Genomic DNA, 19866 nt, shown 5'->3' on the forward strand with positions numbered 1-19866 from the left:
ATATCGTTTCATCAAAACCGATTTTCCTCAATCACCTTTCTCTGTCTCTGCTGGAGGACAAGGTCACTGACCATGGAATAAAATTCCTGTTCTTCTTCTGTCTCTGCCCCAAGGATTAACTGTGTGGCCTCATCCGGATCTAATTTCAGACACTCTTTATATAACATTTTCAAGGTATCATTCGTTGACATATCATCACTCCTTCCTTGTCTTAACTATAATCGCGGTCACCAGAGCTATAATTACCAAGTACCGGCCGACATCTATTTTTACAAATCATCAAATGCGGCTTAATTCAAGAAAAAAGTTCATAACTAAAAATTTCTGAACAGTGATCCTGACAAGCGTGCACATTATACATCTTGCTGGCATAAACAGCAATAATCCGAGAATTAATACTTTTTCATACGTACTGCATCACTGTTAAGACTTAATTAAACGAAACATTTTTAAGAAAAAGATCCGACAGCACTGACCAAGGCTACTGCATTAAATATTTCAATCCATCAAAGCATAACGTTTACGGGAGACTTCAAACCTTCGGTACATATGCTGCACACCACCTTAGCAGGGTGGCACAATAAACCGTATGGGATATCGGCTATCACTTTATCCCGAAAGGCAAATAAAACTATGGCCGGCTGATTTCACAGCACTGCCATAGTTTTATTTTTCATAACTCATTTCATACCCAAACCATCACTCCAGGAATAAGCAAAGCTATCCCTTTATCAAACTACATTTTTAGGACTTCCGGCCAGCCAGCACTTTACATTGTCAAAGGCAATAATAACGCGTTTCACCATTGATTCCGCGGTGGCAAATGCGACATGCGGTGTCAATAAGGTGTTGGGCGCCTCCAGCAAAGGATAACCCTGAGGTACCGGCGGTTCCATATCAAATACATCCAGGGCGGCACCGGCAATCACACCGTCCTTAAGGGCCTGAGCCAGAGCAGCATTGTCTACAACCGGACCACGGGCGGCATTTATCAGGATAGCAGTGCTCTTCATCAGTTTTAACGTCTCCCTATTGATCAGCCCTTTCGTAGATTCCAGAAGTGGAACGTGTAACGAAACGATATCACTGCGGTGAAGCAGTTCCGCAAAACTTACATTCTCCACCCCGGCCATTGGGGCAGAACCTTCACTGTAAGTAATCACTTCACAGCCAAATGCCTGGGCAATCCGCGCCACCGCACCACCGATGGCACCGAGTCCCACAATGCCGAATGTCTTTCCTTCCAGTTCAAATCCCACCAGTCCATTTTTTGTTCCGCTATTGCGGGTGACTGCATCACACTCTTTGATGCGGCGGTACAGGGTAATCACACTGCCGAATACCAACTCCGCCACCGCAGTCGTGGCATAACCGGAACAGTTGCACACTGTAATGTTATTTTCACGGCAATACTCCATATCGATATGATCGAAGCCCGTAAATGCCACACAAATCATCTTTAAGTTGGGATTCTTGCTCATAATCTTTCGACTGTAGGGAATATTGGATATCATCACAATATCCGCATCGCCGGAGCGCTCGATCAACTGCTGCGGATCTTCGTTCCGATCCGGGTAATAATCAATCACCACATCAGATCCCAGAGCCTCTTTCGCACTCTCCATCAATATTTCTTTACTCACTCCCAATGGCTCTACTACTGCACATTTCATCTGTTCTGCTCCTTTATTTTTTATTTAGAATGGACGGATAAAAATACCGTTTTCCTGCCTTTTTCTTTTTTATTTCCCAATCATGCAAAATCGCCATCGCCAGATTGGCTACCTGGATATTTTTATCCGTGGTGTCACTGTTGTAGGAAAAATCATTGCGGACCCGGTTTGCGATAACCGTAAACACAGCCCCCGCCCGCATCTGATATAAACGGCTAATGGTAAAGACAGTGGCCGCCTCCATCTCAAAATTCAGCACCCCTGCTGCCTTCATATCCGGCAGAATCGTCTTCATGAAACTCTGGCTGTAGTCATTCATCCCCGGCCGTCCCTGGCCACAGAAAAAGGAGGCTGCCGTATAGCCAATTCCCACATGATAAGTATATCCCAGACTCTCTGCCGCCTCAATCAGAGCCTGAGTCACCTCATAATCAGCACAGGCCGGATATTCCGGAATCACATAATCACTGCTTGTCCCCTCTTTGCGCACGGCCCCGGTACAAATAATTAAATCTCCCGGTTCTATATGTTCCTGGATTGTACCACAGGTTCCCACCCGGATCACCGTATCACAGCCAATCGCCGCCAGGTCCTCCAGCGCACTCGCCGTAGAGCCGCCCCCGCCTCCGGTTGAGCAGGCCGATATCTCCATATCTCCGATCTTACCGGTGTAGGTGACATGCTCCCGGTAATCAGCTACTTTCTCAGCACTGTCCCACTTGGCGGCAATCTTTTCCACCCTCTTCGGGTCTCCCGGCAGCAGCACATACCTGGCCACATCACCTATCCCACATTGAATATGATATTGTTTACCACCCTCATTGATCGGGCGGGATGCATCTTGCCAATCACTCATCATTCTCTTCTATTCCTCCTGAAATTTTCCGACACCGGCCGGTATATTTGATCTACGGATACCAAATGATATCACAACTAAAGTAAACAGATAAGGAATCATCCGCATTAATTGGTTGGGCATACCACTGTCCTGGAACAGCACCTGAAGGGAGTCAAAAAAGCCGAAAAACATGCTGCCCAGCAATGCTCCCAGGGGACTGTAACGGCCAAATGCATTGATAACAACAGCAATGTAACCACGGCCGGCTGTCATCCCGTCAACAAACAGATCCAGCTGCCCAATCGACAGATAAGCACCACCCATCCCACATAAAAAACCGCACACTAACACGCCAAAATATTTATAGCCCACCACATTAATTCCCACTGTACTGGCAGCCTGGGGATTTTCCCCGACCATCCGCATGCGGAGTCCCCGGGTGGTGCGAAACATAAAGAACCAGCCAGCCGCAATAAATATAGTGGCCAGATAGAATAAAACATTTTGCTGGTTAAGGATCGCCCCGATCACCGGAACTTTCTCCAGAACTCCGATTCTTAACGGCGAAAAAGCATTTACTCTGGCCGAGCTGTTGCGCTGATGCCAGATCATCTGCAGAATCAGCGGCGATATGGCCAGCCCCAGCAAATTCACACACATACCGCTGATGGTTGCATTGACCCGGTAGGTGACATGCATCACCGCATGGAGCATGGCAATCATGCTGCCGGCGAGAATTCCGCCCAGAAGGCCCAGCCAGGCACTCCCGGTATAATAGGACACGATCACAGAGAACAATGCCCCTGATATCATCATCCCCTCACATCCCAGATCGCTGACACCGGCCCGCATAGAGAACGACGCACCTGCCGATGCAAGCACCATCGGAACCGACATTCTTATGGTTGACACTAACATCAAGAAAAACAAATTAGATCCTTCCATCACATCACGCCTCCCTCTTGATACGTTTCGGAATTTCCAGGATTGCTTTCACCATTCGAGGTGCTGCCACAAACACGACCACCAGAACCTGGATGACATCTACAAATTCAACCGGAATCGGCGTTGTCCGGTTCAGGGTGATGGCACCCGCTTTGAGAATACCGAATAAGATCGCGGAAAGAATGACTGCGGCCGGATTATAAGCCGCCAGAGCCGCCACCGAGATACCGGCAAATCCATAGGACGGAGATATTCCTTCAACAAACCGGAAATTTGTACCCATGACCAGAGCACTGCCGCACAGTCCTGCCACTGCTCCTGATAATGAAAAAGTAATCAGTTGGATCCTGGAAGTATTAATTCCCGCCGTCTGCGCCGCATGTAAATTTAGACCTGTTACATCCATCTCATAACCAAAGATGGTTTTTTTTAAGATAAACTGGATCGCCACTGCCAGTATAATCCCCAGAAGGATAGCTGTCGTAAGCTGTGTTTTGGGAATCAGCTTACTCAGCCGCGCCGTCTCAGCAATCATCTCTGTTTGCGGCTGCATGCTGCCATCCGGTTTTAACGGTCCGTTGGCCAGATATCCGGTAAACAGGATAAATACTTCATTGAGCATCAATGAGGTGATAATTTCACTGGCACCGAACTTCACCCGTAAAAATGCCACCAGAAGAGCTGCCAAACCGCCCATCACCATCCCTGCCAGTAATGTCAACGGCAGGTGAACCATCCGAGGCAAACCAACAAGATACGCACCCATAACCGCACTGCCAACAGCACCCATATAGAGCTGCCCTTCTGCCCCGGTATTTATCATACGCACCCTATAGGCTATGGCAAAGGCCAGACCAGTAAACAGGATCGGCGTAGCCTGACTCAAAGACAGGGCTATGCCTTTCACCGTCCCCAGTGAATAGCCGAAGATCGCCCCATAGCTTTGAATCGGCGAATAACCTGAGAGCCAGATAATTAAGGCCCCTAACAGCAGGGAGAAAAACAGGGCAAACACAGAAGACAGCAAAGGACCGAAATTCAGACTTTTCTTTTTCATATTCATGCTGTTTCCCCCTTCTGTGCTTTGCCGCCGGTCATCAGGATACCTATTTCGATCTCTGACAGTTCCCCCGGCAGACTTTCCGATACAATATTGCCTTCATACAGAACCAGGATGCGGTCACTTAAGGTACGGACTTCATCCAAATCCGGAGATATCAGCAGGATAGCCTTGCCGGTATCCCGCAGCATTAACATCTGCTGATGAATATACTCTATCGCCCCGATATCGACCCCACGGGTGGGATTGGCGATAATCAGAGACTGGGGATTTCTGCTGAAAGCCCTGGCAATGACGATCTTCTGCTGATTTCCACCCGATAAGGTACTGGCAGTTGTTTCTGTCGTCGGAGCCTTAATCAGGAATTTTTCTTTTAACTGCTGACCATAATCCTTGATCACACCGGATTTCAATAAACCCTTATTGTTAAAATCCGGTTCCATATGGTATCCCAGGATCAGGTTCTTTTCAATCGACATAGGACCAACAAGTCCCTGCTTCAGGCGATCCTCCGGTACATGGGCAATACCCTTTTCCAAAAATTTTCTAGCGCTGCCGCTGACCGAATCTCCTTCCAGAAGCAGCTCCATGCTGTCTGGCTTAATACATCCGGTCAGGGACTTGATCAGCTCTGACTGGCCGTTTCCCTCAATCCCCGCGATCCCCAGTATCTCACCTTTGTGTACTTTAAAGCTGATATTATTCAGCTTCTTTTTACCATCCACCGTTAGGCTTAAATTGCTGACTTCCAGACTGGCACCGCCGATCTGTTTAGCTGCATGGCGCACACCCATATCTATCTTGCGCCCTACCATCATCTCGGACAGGATTTCGACGGTAACCTCCGTCGGATTAAGATCACTGGCAGTTATTTTCCCGTCACGCAGAACCACTACACGGCTTGCCAGAGCCATGGTCTCTTTCAGCTTATGGGTAATGATAATAAATGATTTTTTCTCTCTGTTTAACTGCCGCAAAATCTCAAATAATTCCTCGACTTCCTTTGGCGTCAGCACAGCCGTCGGTTCATCTAAGATGATAACATCCGCCTTCCGGTACAGGGCTTTTAAGATTTCCACCCGCTGCTGCTCTCCCACTGACAGATTTTCAACCAGTGCGTCTGGATTAATATTAAAGTGAAACTGCCGGATCAGCTCCTCCACTTCTTTTCTAGCCCTCTTCTTATCAAAGACCACACCGTTATGCGGCTCGCTGCCAACCACGATATTCTCCGCGACAGTAAAGGCCGGCACCAGCATAAAATGCTGGTGTACCATGCAGATTCCCATATCAATGGCATCTGACGGCTTTCTGATGTCTTTTTTTTCACCCTTATATTCAATTACTCCCGCATCCGGTCTGGTCATTCCATAAAGCACTTTCATCAATGTGGTCTTTCCCGCTCCATTCTCCCCCAGCAGTGAGACAATTTCGCCCTCATCAAGTCGAAAATCCACATTGTCCAATGCAACAGTCCCAGGATAATGCTTGGTTATCCCTGTCATTTTCAACAAATTCATGCTATAAACCCCTTTAGCAACTGTTATACACCCCTAAGTTCCATTTCTTAAATCAATTTCTAACCTTCGTAATGATTATTACTTGTCCATTCATCGATTTGGTCCATGTCATTGGGCAATGTAAACTTACCATCAATGAACTGCTGTTTGATTTCTTCTGCTTTGTCGATAATATCCTGAGGTATCTCTACACCGGTCCCCTTAGTGGTATATCCGCAGGCACCGTCCTTAATGCCCAACTGCATACTTCCGGCTTCCCAGGTGCCATTCATAATCGAAGTAAGCTCATAATCAAGAAATGCTTCCATCTTCTTCAGAGATACTGTCAAGGTATAGCCAGGAGTGATAGTGGCGATGGAGCTTGCGACTACATAACGCCCGGCTTCTTCACCAGCGGCAAATACGCCCATTCCAGAAGCACCGGCATTCTGGCAAACAATATCTGCCCCCCGGCCATATGCTGTCATAGCGATCTCTTTGGCTTTGGCCGGATCTTTATAAGAACCTATGTAGTTGGTGATAAATTCAACTTCCGGATTGACATAGCGCGCACCGGCCATAAAGCCTGCTGCCTGAGCCCGGGAAACCGGAGAATCCATTGCAATCGCAAAGCCCAGAACATTTTCCGGATTGGCCATGGGCATCCGCTCATCCTGGGTGACCAGACCGGCAATCACGCCTGACAGGAAATGCTGTTCCGGCTGAAAAGCGCTGAGGGAATGAACATTATCCAAATCATCCAGCACCGTATCCAGAATCGCAAATTTTTGGTCCGGGTAATCCGGGGCTACCATACGCAAAGCATCTGCATGAGCATATGCGACACCAATGATAACGTCATATTCTTCGGAATCCGCATACATACGGAACTGAGTCTCATAGTCATTAATTGCCTTTGGCTCGACAAAATCAAAACTGATGCCATACTTTTTACTCAAATCAACACAAGCCTGGTAAATCTCCATATTATAGCCATTATCGCCAATACCCCCAAGGTCAAAAACCATGGCAAACTTAAAATCCTTTTTTCCGCCGGGCTGTTCCGCCGCCGCGGTATCTGCGGTTTTATCTGCCACAGCATTGGCAGACGCGTCCGCTGCCGGCGCAGAGCTTTCACCAGTAGGCACAGGCTTTCCGCATCCAGCCGTCAATATCGAAAGAAGCAGTACAAAGGTGACTATTAAAATATAATTTTTTTTGTTCATTTTTATCTCCTTCTCCTCTCTTGTTTTCTCCAGACTTTATATCATATCCAGAGCAATATTCATCATTTGTGTAAAACTGTTCTGCCGCTCATCGGCACTGACCTTTTCCCCGGTCAGAACGTGATCCGACATGGTTAAGATGCCTAAGGCCTGCTTTCCTGCCCGGGCGGCCACGATATACAGGGCGGCAATCTCCATTTCCACGCATAGAATTCCCATGCTTCTCCAGTTTTCCTGATAGGAGGCGTGTTCCGGATAAAAGATGTCGGAAGACAGGACATTGCCGACCTGATAACGTACCCTGGCCAGTTCCGCCTGCTCAACCGCCTTCCTTAACAGCGGGTAAGAAGCAATCGAAGAATACGTTCCCTGCAGTTGAAACTGGTCAGCATATGGGGTGTTGTAACAGGCGCCCATAGCGATGACGATATCTTTGATATGCAGGTCCTCCTGCATGGATGCGGCCGTACCGACACGGATAATTTTTTCTACATCATAAAGGTTATACAGCTCCCAGGCATGGACACCCATAGACGGAGCGCCGATACCGTGAGCCATAACACTGACCGCCTTCCCTTTGTAAGTACCGGTATAAGCATACATGCAGCGGATGCCGCTGACCTGCTTCACATCCTCCAGGAAATTATCGGCAATGTACTGTGCCCGCAGCGGATCTCCCGGCATGATCACAGTTTTGGCGATCTCTCCTTTTGCTGCCGCAATATGATGAGTTGGTGCTTTCAGCTTCATTGTATTCTGATCCTTTCTGTAATTTTTCAGCCTTCTTTAAATTCGTTTAATGCCGTCAGATTTTTTTCGTACTCCGGTACAATCACACCCTTTTCAGTAATAATACTACTAATCAGGTGATTTGGAGTGACATCAAAGGAAGGATATATGGCATTCGTTTCCGGCAGCGTGATCCGCTGGCCATTTAAATGGGTAACCTCTTCTGCATTCCGGTATTCCACCCCGATATTCATCCCTTCCTTTAAGGAAAAATCAACCGTATGACTGGAGGTTGCCGTGTAGAATGGGATGCCATTGTCCTTTGCTGCCAGAGCATGCATATAGGTCCCCACTTTATTCAGCAGATCACCGTTAGCGGCAACCCGGTCCGAGCCTACCACAACCTTCTGGATCTTCCCCAGCTTCATCAGATAGCCGGACATCCCATCGGTGATCAGCGTATGGGGAATGCCAAATTTCTGCAGCTCATAGGCAGTAATCCTGGCCCCCTGCAGGTAGGGCCGTGTCTCGCTGGTGAAGACATGAATATTCTTCCCCTGCTCCCATGCCGTCCGGATCACTGACAAAGCCCGGCCGCCATACCCGGACCCGGCCAGAGCACCGGAATGACAGTGAGTGAGGATCGTATCTCCGTCCGCAATCAACTCTGCACCATAAGCTCCAAGGGCATGTTCAAAAGCCAACTGTTTTTTTAGTATCTCCACCACTTTTTCTTCAATTCCAGCAGTGACCCCATCATCCGGCAGCTTCGCCGCATAAGCAAGCAGCTCGTCTACAGTTTTCATCAGGTTTACGGCTGTCGGACGGGTACTTTTTAACAATTGCCCAGCTTCCCTTATCGCTTCCTTACAGCCCTTTGATGAGTAGGCAGCCAGAAGAATCCCGTAGGCTCCCGATATGCCAATCGCACCTGAACCACGCAATGTCATGGAGCGGATGATATCCGCCAACTGTTCGACACTCTGGACTTCAATGATTTCTTCCTGTAAGGGCAGTTTCAACTGGTTGACAACTTTAAGATGTTGTCCGTCCATCCAGATCGGCAGGATCAGATTCTGCTCCTTCCAGTTCTTTGTTAACTCTGCTATTGATTCCATCTGTCTTCTCCTTACGTTTACGGTGTGAGTTGCTTAAAGTACTCTGCATTCCGGCTTACCTCCAGGCATAGATAAGCCTGCTTGGCTGTCCCCTCAATCAAATCCGCCATATTGAAGGCATTAATCAGCGAAGCTCCGACTGCGCAGATTCCATGTTGCTCCATCAGGATGCCTTTTATCCCGGCTTTCGTTCGAAAGGCGTCCACAACATATTCCTTCAGTTCCGCAGAACCGGCCGATGCCGCTGCCACACAGGGTATTTCACCCAGATTTTTTTTGGAGGTCACGGTTGTATGAGGCAAGCTGAGACAGGCATCTGCAAAAGCAATGGCATAACATGGATGGCAGTGTACTACGGCATTGACATCTTCACGCACCTTCATAATGCCTATATGAAAGTTCACTTCTTTGGAAGGAACCCCTTGGCCGTCTATTACGCTACCATCTTCATCCACAATCAACACATCGGCCACTGTCATCTCCCCCATGTTAACCGCTGTCTTCTTAATTGCAAAGAAAGAGGTCCCAGGTACACGGCAGCTGATATTCCCCCCTGATGCCTGCGTATACCCCTTTTGATAAGTCAGTCTTGAAATATGAACTAATTCGTCTTTTACTTTAGTGTAATCCATAAACAATAAAATCCTCCTTGAAATATGTTGGAACTCAGTCGTCCTACCTCTATAATAATTATTTATGCCTTTAATGTCAACATATTTCCCAAATAATTTTACTTTAATATTCATTTTTAGTAGATATTAACCAAAATCATTTTCTTTTTTATCTATTTTTGCCAAAGTGCTCCGTCGTCCAACAACAGTACCTTGCATTTTCCTTAAAAGTTCTTTATAATAAAAGCAGATGTACATGAAAGGATGTTTATAATGAAATTAACTACTCTTACCCTATTTAGCCAGGCTAAAAATGAAATCACGAAATTAATAAACGATAATTATTCATTTATGGACAAACTCCCTTCGGAACAGCAACTTGCTGATCAGATGGGTGTCAGCCGCAACACGGTCCGGGAAGCGCTGAAGGCTCTGGAGAACGAAGGGGTATTATTATCCCGCCACGGTGTCGGCACTTTCGTTATCAGCACCCCCGGTCATCTAAAGCATAATATTGCGGTTCTGAACAGCACTACCGATATCATCGCCAACAATGGATACCAGCCCGGTTCCAAGAGTGTACACTTTGACAAGAGAACAGCCCCGGACGAGATCCGCAAGCGGACGAATCTCCCGGAAAACCAGGTGTATCTGTACATAGAACGGGTGCGCACTGCCGATGAGCGGCCAATTGCTTATGTTGAAGATTATATTCCCTACCAGGAAGGTTTGCTGGAGCTATTTTCTACCGATAGTGAGACACCGGTCTTTCCTATGCTGGATCAGATGGGCAAAAAGGCTGCCTTTTCCAACTGTACAATTCATGCGGTACTCGGTACTCCCAAACATCAGAAATATCTGACACTCCCCGACATAACCAGTTTGCTGTTGCTGCAGCAGAATCATTATTCCAATAAAGGAGAACTTATTTTATATTCAGAAAGCTATTTCCTGACAAATGAGCTTGAATTCAGTTTGGTTCGCAGCTCACTGGATTGATTCCGTTCGAAACAACGCAAAGCCAGGCAATCATCATTGACACCAGCAGCTTTAATAATACAGGTAATAATTATAATACAATAAATTCTGACAGTAATTTTATCTTTGTCCATGATGATCAGCCATTATCTACATGTACCTTTTGGTCGAAAGCCAAAACTATTCTCTGAAAACTGTTTCTCGTAAATCGGAGATAACACCTGTGCAATCGCCGGTTGAAACACTCGGTCTACTACTGTTGGCACTCCCAGTTTTCGGAACTCGCCTTTTGTTTCTTTGGAATTTCTACCCTGCTGACTGGATTAAGCTTGCTTTAGAAAGTTATGTCTTCTCTAAAAGCCATTATTCCCCTCATGCCTGATAAATCCCGCAAGCAAAAAACTCCCCAGGCCTCTAAGTGAGGGAGCTGAAAAACATGGGTTTTTAATAAAACACAAAATCCACCAGACTCAAACTTTTCTGGTGGATTTTTGTGTATTTCCTATTGATGATACCTTATTTTGAACCAAGGCTTCCTTTATTTTTCGCTTATCATCTTAATAATCCGCTTGAGATTCACTGCAAATATAGCCATCGCTCCCTGCATTTCCATACCAATAAGACCTCACGATGACGCAACGTCATAACCATGTTTGTGTTTTAATTCGCTGTTTTTTGCCTCTATCTTATAACGCTCTTTTGCTTTTTCTTTGAAATGTTCCGTTTCCTGCCAGAAGTATCACATAGTTACAGTATTGAGGCTTTTTTATGATTACCCTATTACTGCAGCCATGCCCCATCAGTTCCTACTCTGTACCCATCTGGCGTTACTGTGTCTGAGGCCATCCTGCCATCTGCATTCAAATAATACCACGTTCCATTTACCTGAACCCATCCGGTTTTCATGGCGCCGGATTCCTCCAGATAATACCAGTTGTTATGATCTAAAAGTCACCCTGTTTTCATTTCACCAGACACAGGAACGAGATAATACACCCTGTCATTAATTACATTCCAGCCTTGCAGCATATATCCGTCCTCACCAATTCTGTACCAGCAGCTTTTTACATAAATCCATTCATTCGTATAATTGCTTCCATCTGACTTAGTGAATTTCCATCCCCTTTGGTCTTGATTCCAATCTCCTGGGTTTTCTTGAATCGCAGGGCTTGTTGCAGATGATACTTTGGAGAAACAGAAACCGCCACCGCTGCCTCTACTGCTGCCACCTCCACTATTACTGTTTCCTCCATTAGTACTTCCAGTGCCTGGATCTTCTACCACAACTTCTTTTGTGATTTCCCCACTGCCTTCAAGAGCCCGGCTCCCTTCCCCGGATACTTTAATGGAATCGCCAGAAACTTCAACTGCCCCTGTTGAATTATTTTCGTTCATAATGGCTATGGACTGTGTTCCCGATACAGTAATGGTTTCATTTATCATGGATACCTTTCCCGTCATGTCATTAAATACCGCAATCTCATTATCTGCTTCTGATTAATATGCCCGCCCTGAATATTCAACTCCGCATTTTGCATATTCTTTATTACACAGGCCGTCTTCGCACTTGAAGCCATAATTCTAAAATTGTTTAATCCTTTGCTTTTTCCTACAATCTGACTCTCACTGCCGGTGGGAAGAATGAACGCCCCACCATTTTTATTAAGCACAGCTAATTCGCTGTTATCATGTATTATTCCGCCTTTTATTTCCCCGTTTCCACTAATCTCTATACCATATTTTCTTTGGTTTACTCCAGGCGATTGCTGCCTATCATTAGACAGGGATATACCATCCTCTATCATCAGTTTGCTTCCCTGCCCCACAAAAAGTGCAGAGTATTCCCAATCAGCATGTAATGGATTCCCCATTTTTGTCACATCAATCTCAATGTCACTCAAGGTGATTATGGCTCCATTTCTAACCAAAATCATTGTATCATCCGGAAAATTCGTTCCGCATGACAGTTTTCCATTTTCCGAGGTGATAGAAACTTTTTTGGAATCAATTATAATTGTTTCAGAAAGCTGTATATCATTTTCTAGTACCACAGTTCCATCGCTTTTAACAGCCTCCCTTAGTTCGTTCTCATCTGATACATAAACTGCATCCGATGGAAAAGTTTTCAATTCCATCCTTGCACTTAATACCGTAGGTGTCCCTGGGTTTATTTTATCACCTTGAGTTGTCTCTTGGTCTAAATCTTTTTGACCTGCTCCCTGCTCCCTGATCTGCATCTTCCTGGCCTGTCTCTTAGTTTAAAACTTCCTCGGCATCATCTTCTAAATTCTCTGCTGCTTCTGACGGGGAAGCTACTTTTATTACTTCAGACTCTTCTGATGTCATTTGAATATCCTGGATCATATTTTGCTGTGCATCAGCCAACACAGTAATCCCACTTCCCGAAACCACCAAAATGGAACTTAGAATCAACGCTATTACTTTATTTCTTTTTATCTCTCATCCTCCTTAAATTTTTTCCGTACAAGCCCGTAATTGGTTGTTTTACTTTCCTTACGTAGTTTCAGCATAAAGTATTAAAAATGACGGTTCCTGTTTCACTGTTTGAAGCCACTGAACCTGCTCCGGAGCAAATTTGCTCACTTTCTGTTTTGCATCTTCTTCCGAGTCTGCTGTAATTATTACATGTCCAAACCGGCATACTGTTACTTTATAGGCTTTCATAAAACCTCCCTTCTCACTTTTAACATTTTAATGGCTGTACTAACTTAATCTTCTTTCTTCCCATCTGCATCTTTCTTTCATTCAGAATAATTTTTTTCACACCTCCTCTGCGTCTTAGACAAAAACAACTGCCTTAATCAGTTTTATGATAACACTCAATAGTGACACCCTATGTCTTCGCAAATACCTTTTGTGAAAGATTGCAAATATTTATAGCGGTATAAATGCCACTATTCACAGTTATAATACCTATTTAAAAACTAGGATGTTTTAAGGTTTGCTAAAAAAATAAACGTTGCTTAAAATTGTAGTGCAATATTACTGCTTAACTGTTTAAATATACCTTTTTTATATATTATATCGAAAATACGATATGTAATATACGCTATTTTACGTCTATTGTCTATTGCTTTTTCGATATATTATTATCGTATAATATTTTTCTACGGGAGGTGGATGATGTTTGATGTTTTAAAGCGAATAGAAGAATTGCGAGAGGCAAGAAATTTATCTGTATATAAATTGGCACAACTGTCAGAAATACCACAATCCACAATCGCTACATGGTATCAAAAAGGTCATATACCTCCAATTGATAAAATCGAAAAAATTTGTGATACTTTTGGTATCTCACTGGCAGAATTTTTCTGTTTCAATACAAATAACATATTGACAGATGAACAAGCTGTTCTGTTGAATAAATGGTCACTTCTGTCTCATAAAGAAAGAGAAGCTATTTTTCACATTATAGATGCCTTTTTAAATAAAAGCCTGTAACGCAGTGCTATAGGCTTCCCGATTTTTTACTATGTCCCGTAATAAATTCAACTGTATCTCCATCCCTTAAAATTCTTTGCAGATCTTTTCATGACCTTTTCCCAACCATTTACTATCCTCCAAAGTCATTCAGAGTCAGGGTTCTTATTAAGCTAGTTTTCAATCCGCTAACTGATAGAGTTTTTTCAGTTATTGTAACCGCTGTTCTTAATACACAAAATTGTTTTAGCAGCAACTAGGATTGGAGTAACCGCCTGTCAAATAAAAAGAGACCAGCTCAAAACTCTGACCTCTTAGCCACTTTCTACAATCTATCAATAATAGTTGAAATATTCTTTATGATCATAAGAAACTTGTCAAATTGTTTCTCATTTACCCCTCTTTGAATTCCTCGCAATAGCTGAGATACCTCCTCCGATTTCTTTGGTATGTCTCCGAACAAAAGATCATCCGCAGATACACCAAGTCCTACTGATATTTTAAAAAGAGTTTCGACACTCATCTTCCTGTCACCCCGTTCTATATTTCCATAGAAAGGAGTCGTAATATCACATTTCTCAGAGGCTTCTTCCTGGGTCAGGCCCTGGGCTTCACGGGCAGTTCTTATTCTATTTCCGATTTCCACATAATTAATATTAATTTTGTCCATATCTACCTCCTGCTTCTATTTTCACAAACGAAAAACTATCGGTAAATACTCTGTAAGCATTTATAAATGTTGCTCAAAAGCATTTTCAATGATATAATTTATCCATAAATCTACATTTTTTTTATAAATGACATCAGGTGTCATCTATGGATTGTAAAATACATCTTAACACTAATAACAGAGGGGGCAATATTTGTCATGAAAAAAGCGCAAGATCCCATTCGAAAACATGACCGCATACTGGAAATTCACAGTCGCTTGATGTCGGGTGAGATTATCCGGAAACCAGATCTTGCAGAAGAATATGGAGTAAACCCACGGTCAATTCAACGGGATATTGAGTCCATACGGGACTTTTATGCGAACCGAACCATTAAAGACGGTGAAATAACGGAAATCAAATATGACCGTACTGTCAAAGGGTTTCGCATGATCAGTTCTAAAACAGTAACTCTGGCAAATGCGGAACTGTTTGCCGTTTCTAAAATTCTTCTGGAAAGCAGGTCTTTAAGTAAGGCTGAAATGAAGAAAATAATTGATAATTTGATTGATGCCTGCCTTCCCGTAGCGGAACGCCGAAAAATGTCAGAACTTATCAGAAACGAGTTATTTCATTATGTGGAACCGCGGCATGGAAAAGAACTTGTTAATTTAATATGGGAATTGGGATCGGCTGTGTATTCCCATCGGAAAGTCAGTCTGGAATACAAAAAGGTAAACGGAGATATTACAAAAGCGCTTGTTAAACCAGTAGGAATCATGGAATCAGAATATTACTTTTATCTGATCGCCTATGTTGGAGACAAAGATAGAGAGCATCCCGGATATCCTACCATTTATCGTGTTGACCGGATAAAAAATTATAAAATAACTGATGAAACGTATTACATACCTGACAAAGAGCGATTCGAAGAAGGAGAATTTCGGAAAAGAATACCATTTATGTATGGAGGTAAGCTGCATAAAACCAGTTTCATTTATAAGGGAAATGATATTAATGCGATCTATGACAGACTGCCTACAGCAACGGTAAAACCCCAGGAAAATGGTACATATCAAGTAGATGTTGAAGTCTTCGGGGAAACCGGACTAAATATGTGGCTAAAAAGTCAAGGAGATTATATTACAGTGATTTAACGGAAGAATTTCTCATGAATAAAGAACTGTTCGCCTTGGTCGAAGTTTTGATCGATGCCAGGATCTTTTCGAGAGCGGAACTATTAGCACTGACGGACAAGCTCAAAAGATTCACCACAACCGCGGCTCCTCCCAGGCTGAATGAGTTAATATGCAAAATCAAAAAGAAAATCGCCACATTGTTGGGATGTTGCAACTCGTAAATAATGTGGATACAAGGAGCTACTAACCATGTTCGATGCGACTCTGTTTTTTGTGGAATCCCTTGACTTACGGGAACATCCAATAAAAAAATCAAAAGAAAGAATCAGGACGGAGTATTATACCGCCCTATCATATATAGTAAATCAGGTAATTGAAAATGCTATTTCCACAGATGACCACATCTGCATCACATCCAGTGAAAATACTGCACAAGTTAAAGTTTTAGGCAAAGGCATTCAATCAGCTTTTTTGAAAAAACACATCACGGAACGGCTCGAATTATACAGAAAGCAATTTGCTCTCAAAGAGGCAAATACCAACCTCGACACTGATGCTATAAAGAGGAAATCCTTGCAATCAGTATCAGCGTGTGTATCACGCCCTTGGAGAAAGAAACATCGGCTTTGGTTGATGTGTGATGTAGCACTCATTACCTTGGATCATGTAATGATAAAACAATCAGCCGAAATCATTAAAGGTTTCTTGATAAGATGGCAAAGAGAAGAACTTGATTTATTGGTTTCTTCACTTTTGGACTTGAATATTACTACCTGCAAATTTTCGAGTTCCAAACAGCTTATATCGCAATACCACCTGAATGATTCCTTCGCGAAAAAAACTGAACAAGGGGTTATTGTCACTGCAAATATGAGTGCGGGTAAATCAACATTAATCAATGCGTTGATTGGAAAGCCACTTGCAAGAACTTCACAGGAAGTTTGTACGGGTAATCTTTGTTATCTGTATAACAAACCCTTTGAAGATGGATGCGTACATCTTGCATCACCAGAACTCAATTTAGATACCAATGAAGATGCTTTAAGTAGTTACCAATGGCAAGGAGCAATTTCGATAGCTTCGCATTTTTCTGGCGTAGAACCAAAAGTTCCTCGCTTGTGTATTATTGATACTCCTGGAGTTAATGCTGCATTGTATAAAGAACATAGTAAAATTACCCATAACGCTTTGACCAACTTAAAATACGACAAGGTTCTGTATGTGGTCAGTCCTACAAATCTTGGTACATATGCAGAAATCAAACATTTGAAATGGGTAGCAGAAAATGTTCCAAAAGAAAAAATCATTTTCGTTTTGAACAAACTGGACGATTACCATAGTAGCACAGATAATGTCGGCGAAAGTATAGATGGACTTCGTTCCGATCTCGTGAACATCGGATTTGAGAATCCTGTTATCTGCCCTATTTCTGCTTACTTCGGCTTACTATTAAAAATGAAGCTTACAGGGCAGGAACTTACAGAAGATGAGCAAGACGAATATGCTCTGTTAGCAAAAAAATTCAACAAACCGTCCTATGATCTTTCACGCTTCTACAATGGTGTTCAATGCAATGCTGATGATGCCAATGACATAAGACTTAGCAAAAAATCTGGACTTTATGGTTTAGAAAAACTGATTTACGGAGGAATGGTATGAAAAAGGTATTCATTAAGTACAACCCGTACAACCTCGAAACAGAGTTGACGGTTGATGGAAAAAAGCTTGCACAAAACAGTAAAATCGGAGAACGTATTCTTCCTGGTTCCCGCCTTCAGGAATGGATTGAGGACTTACCTCACGCTTTAATTGACGAATACAACGACGCGGACTTTGATGTTATATTTCATGGGACACTGCTGGACTTCGAGGATTTGACTGAAGTCTTTACCCAGGCCTATGAGCGAGGAGAACTGACCGTCAAACTCGATAGAATCCCCGCAAAGGAAACATCTGACAAGAAAGGTCTCATTGAAGATGTTTTCAAAGAAATTCAGGATGGTCCATTTGATGAACTGCATGATACTGAAATTATTAGTGCATTTCAGCACGCAAAAAGCAGCGATTTTGAAGTCTGTGTAGTTGCTACGATGAGTGCCGGTAAGTCTACGCTCATTAACTCCATGCTTGGTGAAAAACTGATGCCCTCCAAACAGGAAGCCTGTACCGCTATTATCACGCGTATCAAGGACACCGAGGGAGCCGGTACATGGCAAGCTGAAGTCTATAATAAAGAGAACCATCTCATCGAAACCCATGAAAACCTTTCCTACACAACTATGGAAAGGCTCAATAGCGACGAAAATGTATCCGTAATTAAGGCTGCTGGTGACATTCCTTTTGTATCCTCTGAAGATGTATCCCTCGTATTGATTGACACTCCAGGCCCTAACAACTCCAGAGATCCGGAACATAGGAAAGTTCAGAGCGAATTTCTTAATAAATCTTCTAAGTCTTTGGTTCTCTACATTATGGAAGGAACTTTCGGATCTGATGACGATAATGCTTTATTACAGCGTGTCGCCGACAGTATGAAGATCGGTGGTAAGCAGAGTAAGGATAGATTTATTTTTGTCGTAAACAAAATGGATGATCGCCGCAAGGAAGATGGCGACACCTCTCAGACCCTGGATCGTATCCGGGCCTACCTCAAAAAACATGGTATCACTAATCCCAATCTGTTCCCTGTAGCAGCTCTTCCTGCACTGAATATCCGTTTGATGCAAAGTGGCGCAGAAATTGATGAAGATGCACTGGACGAAACCGAAATGAAGGTTCGTAAGCTGAACAGAAATAAACCACTTCATTTTGAAACATATGCATCACTTCCTGCAAGTATTCGTGGAGAAATCAAGAAACAACTGAGTGAAGCGGAACAGAATGACGATGTTAATACAGAAGCATTGATTCACACCGGTGTTATTTCTGTTGAAGCCGCCATTCGGCAGTATGTTCAGAAATATGCAAAGACTGCAAAAATCAAGAATATTGTTGATACATTCACACACAAACTCGATGAAGTCGGCTGTTTTGAGAAAACAAAGCAGGAATTGGCAAAAAACCGAGAAGATAGCGAACGTATCGTCCGGCAGCTTGTAGCAATTCGCAAAAAAATTGACGATGCTGAATCTGCCAAAGAATTCAAAGGCGCGGTTGACGACGCGGTTGTAAAAGTCAATAATGATGCTAGAGATGTTATCGAAGGCATTATGCAAAAATATCAAGCTCGCCTTACAAAAAAAGTTGACTCCGTCCAAGGCGAAGAATTTGATATGTCTGAAATCGACCAGGAAGTTGAAAGTCTTGTTCGATTTGCAAAGAAACTTGAGCCAAATTTCCAAGCTGACCTTGAAGAACTTGTTCGTGAAAATTTAGTTAAAACATGTAATGCCCTTCTTACAGAATACAAGGCTAAACTTGCATCCCTGACAGAAGAAATTGACCCTGCATCTTTTTCCGATATCACGATTGCCCCAATGGAACTCATGGGGGGAAGCATTCCCAGTGCGGATGAATTTTCTTTCGAAAAACTGGTTAAGGAAAAAGAAGTTGAGGACGGTAAAGAATGGTTTTCGAACGCTGATAAGAAATGGTACAAGCCTTGGACCTGGCTCCAGGAAAGCGGCCATTACCGAAAAAAATATAAACATGTTAAATATGTTCCAGCTGATGAACTTATTCAAGAATTTTTCGCCCCTATTCAAGAGAACATGTATAACAATAGTGATGCCGCACAGCAGTATGCACTTAAGCAATCTAATCACATTGCAACCGCATTCAGCAAGGAATTTGAGCATCTGGACGTCATCTTAAAGGGAAAACTCGTTGAATTAGAAAGCTTCGCAACGGATAGGGAAAAAGCTGAAGAACGGATCCAGGAAACTGAAAAAAAACTGCAATGGCTTGAAGAAATCAAACGTAAGGTTGCATCTATACTTGAAATATAATAAGGAGGTATG

General features: G+C 43.4%; 22 protein-coding genes and 2 pseudogenes. 6 read left to right on the forward strand and 18 right to left on the reverse strand.

Annotated elements, in window-relative coordinates; all coding sequences use genetic code 11:
- Positions 1-11 precede the first annotated feature (11 nt).
- From ACYVD3_RS15365 to ACYVD3_RS15410, 10 genes are all read right to left on the reverse strand, one after another.
- The gene (locus ACYVD3_RS15365; protein ID WP_460643365.1) at positions 12-191 is read right to left on the reverse strand and encodes a hypothetical protein; all 180 of its coding nucleotides are present in this window, start codon (positions 189-191) and stop codon (positions 12-14) included.
- A 540-nt stretch (positions 192-731) separates the two neighbouring features.
- Complete coding sequence (locus ACYVD3_RS15370) at positions 732-1673, reverse strand: NAD(P)-dependent oxidoreductase (protein WP_460643366.1); 942 nt, start codon at positions 1671-1673, stop codon at positions 732-734.
- Between the two features lie 13 nt (positions 1674-1686).
- Entirely contained in the window at positions 1687-2532 is an 846-nt protein-coding gene (locus ACYVD3_RS15375) for a nucleoside phosphorylase (RefSeq protein WP_460643367.1), read from the reverse strand.
- Positions 2533-2538: 6 nt separating this feature from the next.
- Positions 2539-3456 (reverse strand): ABC transporter permease, encoded by a 918-nt coding sequence (locus ACYVD3_RS15380; protein ID WP_460643368.1) that lies wholly within the window; start codon positions 3454-3456, stop codon positions 2539-2541.
- 4 nt (positions 3457-3460) lie between these two features.
- Positions 3461-4519 (reverse strand): ABC transporter permease, encoded by a 1059-nt coding sequence (locus ACYVD3_RS15385; protein ID WP_460643369.1) that lies wholly within the window; start codon positions 4517-4519, stop codon positions 3461-3463.
- Entirely contained in the window at positions 4516-6036 is a 1521-nt protein-coding gene (locus ACYVD3_RS15390) for an ABC transporter ATP-binding protein (RefSeq protein WP_460643370.1), read from the reverse strand. Before ACYVD3_RS15390 ends, ACYVD3_RS15385 begins: the two co-directional genes overlap by 4 nt.
- Before the next feature lie 59 nt (positions 6037-6095).
- Positions 6096-7241 (reverse strand): BMP family ABC transporter substrate-binding protein, encoded by a 1146-nt coding sequence (locus tag ACYVD3_RS15395; protein ID WP_460643371.1) that lies wholly within the window; start codon positions 7239-7241, stop codon positions 6096-6098.
- Between the two features lie 36 nt (positions 7242-7277).
- The gene (deoD, locus tag ACYVD3_RS15400; RefSeq protein WP_460643372.1) at positions 7278-7991 is read right to left on the reverse strand and encodes a purine-nucleoside phosphorylase; all 714 of its coding nucleotides are present in this window, start codon (positions 7989-7991) and stop codon (positions 7278-7280) included.
- A 26-nt stretch (positions 7992-8017) separates the two neighbouring features.
- Entirely contained in the window at positions 8018-9088 is a 1071-nt protein-coding gene (mtnA, locus tag ACYVD3_RS15405) for an S-methyl-5-thioribose-1-phosphate isomerase (protein WP_460643373.1), read from the reverse strand.
- A gap of 17 nt (positions 9089-9105) precedes the next feature.
- On the reverse strand, positions 9106-9720 hold the full coding sequence (locus ACYVD3_RS15410; RefSeq protein WP_460643374.1) for a class II aldolase/adducin family protein: 615 nt from the start codon (positions 9718-9720) through the stop codon (positions 9106-9108).
- Between the two features lie 252 nt (positions 9721-9972).
- On the opposite strand from ACYVD3_RS15410, the gene ACYVD3_RS15415 reads away from it, so the two are divergent.
- A complete protein-coding gene (locus ACYVD3_RS15415; protein ID WP_460643375.1) occupies positions 9973-10698 on the forward strand; it encodes a GntR family transcriptional regulator in 726 nt (241 codons plus the stop codon).
- Positions 10699-10841: 143 nt separating this feature from the next.
- On the opposite strand, the pseudogene ACYVD3_RS15420 reads toward ACYVD3_RS15415, so the two are convergent.
- From ACYVD3_RS15420 to ACYVD3_RS15450, 7 genes and pseudogenes are all read right to left on the reverse strand, one after another.
- Positions 10842-11008, reverse strand: a pseudogene (locus ACYVD3_RS15420) (reverse transcriptase domain-containing protein); the annotation flags it as partial.
- A 207-nt stretch (positions 11009-11215) separates the two neighbouring features.
- A pseudogene (locus ACYVD3_RS15425) lies at positions 11216-11410 on the reverse strand (transposase); the annotation flags it as partial.
- Between the two features lie 47 nt (positions 11411-11457).
- Positions 11458-11583: a hypothetical protein gene (locus ACYVD3_RS15430; protein ID WP_460643376.1), complete on the reverse strand. Its 126-nt coding sequence runs from the start codon at positions 11581-11583 to the stop codon at positions 11458-11460.
- A 45-nt stretch (positions 11584-11628) separates the two neighbouring features.
- Positions 11629-12120 (reverse strand): hypothetical protein, encoded by a 492-nt coding sequence (locus ACYVD3_RS15435; RefSeq protein WP_460643377.1) that lies wholly within the window; start codon positions 12118-12120, stop codon positions 11629-11631.
- A gap of 14 nt (positions 12121-12134) precedes the next feature.
- Positions 12135-12914, reverse strand: a complete 780-nt coding sequence (locus ACYVD3_RS15440) for a hypothetical protein (protein WP_460643378.1) — start codon at positions 12912-12914, stop codon at positions 12135-12137.
- 16 nt (positions 12915-12930) lie between these two features.
- The gene (locus ACYVD3_RS15445; protein WP_460643379.1) at positions 12931-13062 is read right to left on the reverse strand and encodes a hypothetical protein; all 132 of its coding nucleotides are present in this window, start codon (positions 13060-13062) and stop codon (positions 12931-12933) included.
- A gap of 129 nt (positions 13063-13191) precedes the next feature.
- The gene (locus ACYVD3_RS15450; protein ID WP_460643380.1) at positions 13192-13362 is read right to left on the reverse strand and encodes a hypothetical protein; all 171 of its coding nucleotides are present in this window, start codon (positions 13360-13362) and stop codon (positions 13192-13194) included.
- Positions 13363-13818: 456 nt separating this feature from the next.
- On the opposite strand from ACYVD3_RS15450, the gene ACYVD3_RS15455 reads away from it, so the two are divergent.
- Positions 13819-14139, forward strand: a complete 321-nt coding sequence (locus ACYVD3_RS15455) for a helix-turn-helix domain-containing protein (protein ID WP_460643381.1) — start codon at positions 13819-13821, stop codon at positions 14137-14139.
- 304 nt (positions 14140-14443) lie between these two features.
- On the opposite strand, the gene ACYVD3_RS15460 is transcribed toward ACYVD3_RS15455, so the two are convergent.
- Positions 14444-14788: a helix-turn-helix domain-containing protein gene (locus ACYVD3_RS15460; RefSeq protein WP_460643382.1), complete on the reverse strand. Its 345-nt coding sequence runs from the start codon at positions 14786-14788 to the stop codon at positions 14444-14446.
- Positions 14789-14986: 198 nt separating this feature from the next.
- Between ACYVD3_RS15460 and ACYVD3_RS15465 the strand changes: the two genes are divergently transcribed.
- Genes ACYVD3_RS15465 through ACYVD3_RS15480 form a run of 4 tightly spaced genes read left to right on the forward strand, consistent with a single transcriptional unit; the run spans position 14987 to position 19854 of the window.
- Complete coding sequence (locus ACYVD3_RS15465; RefSeq protein WP_460643383.1) at positions 14987-15925, forward strand: helix-turn-helix transcriptional regulator; 939 nt, start codon at positions 14987-14989, stop codon at positions 15923-15925.
- Between the two features lie 14 nt (positions 15926-15939).
- On the forward strand, positions 15940-16128 hold the full coding sequence (locus ACYVD3_RS15470) for a hypothetical protein (RefSeq protein WP_460643384.1): 189 nt from the start codon (positions 15940-15942) through the stop codon (positions 16126-16128).
- A 28-nt stretch (positions 16129-16156) separates the two neighbouring features.
- Positions 16157-17566 (forward strand): dynamin family protein, encoded by a 1410-nt coding sequence (locus tag ACYVD3_RS15475; protein ID WP_460643385.1) that lies wholly within the window; start codon positions 16157-16159, stop codon positions 17564-17566.
- Positions 17563-19854 (forward strand): dynamin family protein, encoded by a 2292-nt coding sequence (locus ACYVD3_RS15480; protein ID WP_460643386.1) that lies wholly within the window; start codon positions 17563-17565, stop codon positions 19852-19854. Before ACYVD3_RS15475 ends, ACYVD3_RS15480 begins: the two co-directional genes overlap by 4 nt.
- Positions 19855-19866: the final 12 nt, after the last annotated feature.

It is taken from the genome of Lacrimispora brassicae, assembly GCF_054772055.1.

Excerpts from the sequence above, each read along its gene's own strand:
- ACYVD3_RS15365 (WP_460643365.1), bottom strand. The coding sequence starts at position 191 with ATGTCAACGAATGATACCTTGAAAATGTTATATAAAGAGTGTCTGAAA.
- ACYVD3_RS15390 (WP_460643370.1), bottom strand. The coding sequence starts at position 6,036 with ATGAATTTGTTGAAAATGACAGGGATAACCAAGCATTATCCTGGGACT.
- deoD (WP_460643372.1), bottom strand. The coding sequence starts at position 7,991 with ATGAAGCTGAAAGCACCAACTCATCATATTGCGGCAGCAAAAGGAGAG.
- ACYVD3_RS15435 (WP_460643377.1), bottom strand. The coding sequence starts at position 12,120 with ATGATAAATGAAACCATTACTGTATCGGGAACACAGTCCATAGCCATT.
- ACYVD3_RS15380 (WP_460643368.1), bottom strand. The coding sequence starts at position 3,456 with ATGGAAGGATCTAATTTGTTTTTCTTGATGTTAGTGTCAACCATAAGA.
- ACYVD3_RS15455 (WP_460643381.1), top strand. The coding sequence starts at position 13,819 with ATGATGTTTGATGTTTTAAAGCGAATAGAAGAATTGCGAGAGGCAAGA.
- ACYVD3_RS15415 (WP_460643375.1), top strand. The coding sequence starts at position 9,973 with ATGAAATTAACTACTCTTACCCTATTTAGCCAGGCTAAAAATGAAATC.
- ACYVD3_RS15470 (WP_460643384.1), top strand. The coding sequence starts at position 15,940 with ATGAATAAAGAACTGTTCGCCTTGGTCGAAGTTTTGATCGATGCCAGG.
- ACYVD3_RS15450 (WP_460643380.1), bottom strand. The coding sequence starts at position 13,362 with ATGAAAGCCTATAAAGTAACAGTATGCCGGTTTGGACATGTAATAATT.
- mtnA (WP_460643373.1), bottom strand. The coding sequence starts at position 9,088 with ATGGAATCAATAGCAGAGTTAACAAAGAACTGGAAGGAGCAGAATCTG.
- ACYVD3_RS15410 (WP_460643374.1), bottom strand. The coding sequence starts at position 9,720 with ATGGATTACACTAAAGTAAAAGACGAATTAGTTCATATTTCAAGACTG.
- ACYVD3_RS15475 (WP_460643385.1), top strand. The coding sequence starts at position 16,157 with ATGTTCGATGCGACTCTGTTTTTTGTGGAATCCCTTGACTTACGGGAA.
- ACYVD3_RS15370 (WP_460643366.1), bottom strand. The coding sequence starts at position 1,673 with ATGAAATGTGCAGTAGTAGAGCCATTGGGAGTGAGTAAAGAAATATTG.
- ACYVD3_RS15375 (WP_460643367.1), bottom strand. The coding sequence starts at position 2,532 with ATGATGAGTGATTGGCAAGATGCATCCCGCCCGATCAATGAGGGTGGT.
- ACYVD3_RS15430 (WP_460643376.1), bottom strand. The coding sequence starts at position 11,583 with ATGAAAACCGGATGGGTTCAGGTAAATGGAACGTGGTATTATTTGAAT.
- ACYVD3_RS15480 (WP_460643386.1), top strand. The coding sequence starts at position 17,563 with ATGAAAAAGGTATTCATTAAGTACAACCCGTACAACCTCGAAACAGAG.
- ACYVD3_RS15460 (WP_460643382.1), bottom strand. The coding sequence starts at position 14,788 with ATGGACAAAATTAATATTAATTATGTGGAAATCGGAAATAGAATAAGA.
- ACYVD3_RS15395 (WP_460643371.1), bottom strand. The coding sequence starts at position 7,241 with ATGAACAAAAAAAATTATATTTTAATAGTCACCTTTGTACTGCTTCTT.
- ACYVD3_RS15465 (WP_460643383.1), top strand. The coding sequence starts at position 14,987 with ATGAAAAAAGCGCAAGATCCCATTCGAAAACATGACCGCATACTGGAA.
- ACYVD3_RS15385 (WP_460643369.1), bottom strand. The coding sequence starts at position 4,519 with ATGAATATGAAAAAGAAAAGTCTGAATTTCGGTCCTTTGCTGTCTTCT.
- ACYVD3_RS15440 (WP_460643378.1), bottom strand. The coding sequence starts at position 12,914 with ATGCAGATCAGGGAGCAGGGAGCAGGTCAAAAAGATTTAGACCAAGAG.